The sequence below is a fragment of the Mesobacillus selenatarsenatis SF-1 genome (genome assembly GCF_000813125.1).
Taxonomy (GTDB): domain Bacteria; phylum Bacillota; class Bacilli; order Bacillales; family Cytobacillaceae; genus Mesobacillus; species Mesobacillus selenatarsenatis.
The window spans coordinates 1-2,912 of sequence record NZ_BASE01000047.1 but is presented as its reverse complement, the minus strand read 5'-3'; the positions used below and the strand labels follow the sequence as shown (position 1 = coordinate 2,912).

General features: G+C 40.7%; 2 protein-coding genes and 1 pseudogene. 1 reads left to right on the top strand and 2 read right to left on the bottom strand.

Going from position 1 to position 2,912, the window contains the following annotated elements; genetic code table 11:
- Positions 1-307: 307 nt before the first annotated feature.
- The gene (locus TY49_RS11050) at positions 308-1,015 is read right to left on the bottom strand and encodes a 5'-methylthioadenosine/adenosylhomocysteine nucleosidase (RefSeq protein ID WP_041965975.1); all 708 of its coding nucleotides are present in this window, start codon (positions 1,013-1,015) and stop codon (positions 308-310) included.
- A gap of 96 nt (positions 1,016-1,111) precedes the next feature.
- A pseudogene (locus TY49_RS11045) lies at positions 1,112-2,407 on the bottom strand (amidohydrolase family protein).
- Between the two features lie 188 nt (positions 2,408-2,595).
- On the opposite strand from TY49_RS11045, the gene TY49_RS11040 reads away from it, so the two are divergent.
- Positions 2,596-2,799, top strand: coding sequence for a DUF2536 family protein (locus TY49_RS11040; protein ID WP_041965974.1), 204 nt, complete (start codon positions 2,596-2,598; stop codon positions 2,797-2,799).
- Positions 2,800-2,912: the final 113 nt, after the last annotated feature.

Below are 2,912 nucleotides of genomic sequence, written 5' to 3'. Positions count from 1 at the left end.
CCGCGGCTTTTACCGCTGTTTTGTCTGAACATGGCCCTACTTCGGACATTAGCCTAGGCTTCCACCGCTGTTTTGTCCGAACATGGTGCTACTTCAGACATTTACGGAGTTTCCAAGCTCTGTTTTGTTCGAACATGGCCCTACTTCAGGCATTCGCATAAACATTTAGCCCTTACTTATCCGAACCGGCATCCGCTTAGAACATAAAAAAAGCGTGAAATCCCTCAGGAGTGATTTCACGCTAAAATAAATAATTTGGTTTTTTAAACGCAATCCTATCTTAAGCTTGAAAGCTATTTAAAGTTAATTAATTCAGGTTCCAGTTCTTGACCATCTCATTGACGATTTCAAAAGAGTTCTTGGAGGCGAGTTTCGTGAATTCCAGGAAGTTCATGTCTGCGGAGCCATCTGCCTGGTCCGACATTGACCTAATGATCACGAATGGAATGCTGTTCATGCTGCATACCTGTCCAACGGCTGCCCCTTCCATTTCGGTACAATAACCATTAAGCTCCTCATGAAGGAATTTCACTTTATCTCGATCGGCGATGAATTGGTCGCCTGATAAAATCCTTCCGCTGACGATTTTCTTATCATCTACAATTTCTTTGCTCGCTGTAATCGCCAAATCCACCAGTCGCTCATCAGCTTTAAATACAGATACTTCTGTATAAGGGATTTCCCCTAGCTTGAAGCCTAATGCACGTACGTCCATATCGTGCTGTACACAATCAGTTGAAACGACGATATCACCTATTTTCAAATCGGGGTTAACAGCACCGGCAACACCAGTAAACACAATATTGGACGCAGCGAATTCATCAATCAAAATTTGTGTACATACGCTTGCGTTAACTTTCCCGACCCCTGACTTACAAAGCACAACGTCATACCCGTTGAAAGTGCCGACATAAAAGGTGATCCCTGCTTTCCTTTTTTCTTCATAGTCTTTCATTGCGTCGAGGATATGCTGAATTTCTTCATCCATTGCTCCTATAATACCAATTCTGCTCATTAATCTTACCTCCGTCGTTCTTACTAAAAATTTATTTTCTGTGGATCGTTCCTTCAATGCCTTTTTCATAAAGGCTTCTACTCTCTATGTAAAAAATTACGAAAGGAGTTTCGACATTCTGTTAGCTTCAAAAAGTACTTTTTCTTCATCAATCGTTTTGAACTGCCCATTATCTAATATTTTTTTCCCTGGACATAGACATCCTTGACATCCCTTCCAGATCCGGAATAAACAAGATGGGATACTGGATTATGCTTAGGATAAAAGAATGACTGATTGGCGTTCACAACAATAAAATCTGCATCTTTGCCAACTTCCAGCGATCCAATCCGTTTTTCAAGCCAAAGAGATTCTGCTCCCTGGATGGTCGCCATTCTTAAGGCTTGCTGGGCAGTTATTACAGTTGCATCCCTTGCTACTCCTTTATGGATTGTCGCCGCAGCTTTCAGTTCTTCAAATAAATCCAGATTATTGTTTGAAGCGACGCTATCTGTACCAAGGCTTACTGTAACTCCCTTTTCGAGCATTTTGCCAATCGGGGCAATTCCACTGCCCAACTTGAGATTACTGATCACATTATGAGATACTTTCACATCTTTTTCTGCAAGGATTTCAATATCCTCTTCGCTCACATGGACAGCATGTGCCACCAATGATGGCCGGTACAAAAAAACCAAGGTTGTTCAGGTGCACTACTGGTGTTGCACCAAAGTCCTCGATATTCTTCTCTACTTCAAATTTCGTTTCAGACATATGCGTGTGCAGTGGTACGTTCAGTTCGACTGATTTATCAATGATTTGTGAGATATACTCTGGTGAGCAAGTATAAGGAGAATGCGGTGACAGCATAGTCGTAATACGGCCACCGGCGCCATTATTCCAGCTTTTCGCAAAATCTGCCGCTTCCTTCAGCTTGCTCTGTCGAAGCTCATCAGAACCAAAGCCAATCACACCGCGGCAAAGTACGCCACGAATTCCTGCTTCCTCAACCGCCTTTGCAATCTCTTCCATATTGTCATACATATCCACAAAAGTCGTTGTACCTGTACGGATCATTTCAAGGATAGAAAGCTTGGCACCCCATTTTGCATGCTCAGATGTGTATTTTGCTTCAAGCGGCCAAATTTTTTCTTCCAGCCATGTTTGCAAATGTAAATCATCCGCATACCCTCTCAGCAAAGACATTGGTGTGTGTCCATGTGTATTGACCAGGCCTGGAAGGAGAATATTTCCTTTTAAATCTACTTTTTCATCATAAGAAGCAAAATCTTCAGGTGTTGCTCCCACATAAATGATTTTTTCATCTTCAATACCAATAGCGCCATTTTCAATCACTTCATTTTTTGGGTTACTCGTAATGATGGTTCCGTTGTATAATAACTTTCTTGCCATATTAATCTCTCCTATGTAAAAACACTTGAGCATATTTGTACTAACTAGAATTCGGTGTAAAACGTTGAAATATGCTTATCGTTTTAATTTATCAAAAAATGTTTTATTTTTATAGAGAATTTGCTATTTTTATTTGTAAAGCACTACAGAGACTATTTTAACAAAACTACATAAAGGGAGCTAAATTAATGAATTTCCATTTCGATTTAATTGAAGATAAGGTTGAATTTTTTGAAGCTATCGATTTGAAAACTCTGGAACAAAAAATAAATAAACAGATTGAAATTAATAAGGCGATCATGCTGGCTGTCCATCATATATCACATCAAATGCATTTAGATGAAAAAGGACGGCTGTTCTATTCAGCTGTTGTCCACTTCAAAGCAAAATAAGAAAAGCGTAAGCGCCTTGGTCAGCCCCGACAAGCGGTGGAGGGCCGACCGGTGAAGTCGTTCTTTGACTTCATTGGGCGGACCGAAATCGAAATGTGTAGCCGACTGCCCAG

What these genes read in the sequence shown, in the direction of transcription:
- TY49_RS11050 (WP_041965975.1), bottom strand. Translation starts at nt 1,015, where the DNA reads ATGAGCAGAATTGGTATTATAGGAGCAATGGATGAAGAAATTCAGCAT.
- TY49_RS11040 (WP_041965974.1), top strand. Translation starts at nt 2,596, where the DNA reads ATGAATTTCCATTTCGATTTAATTGAAGATAAGGTTGAATTTTTTGAA.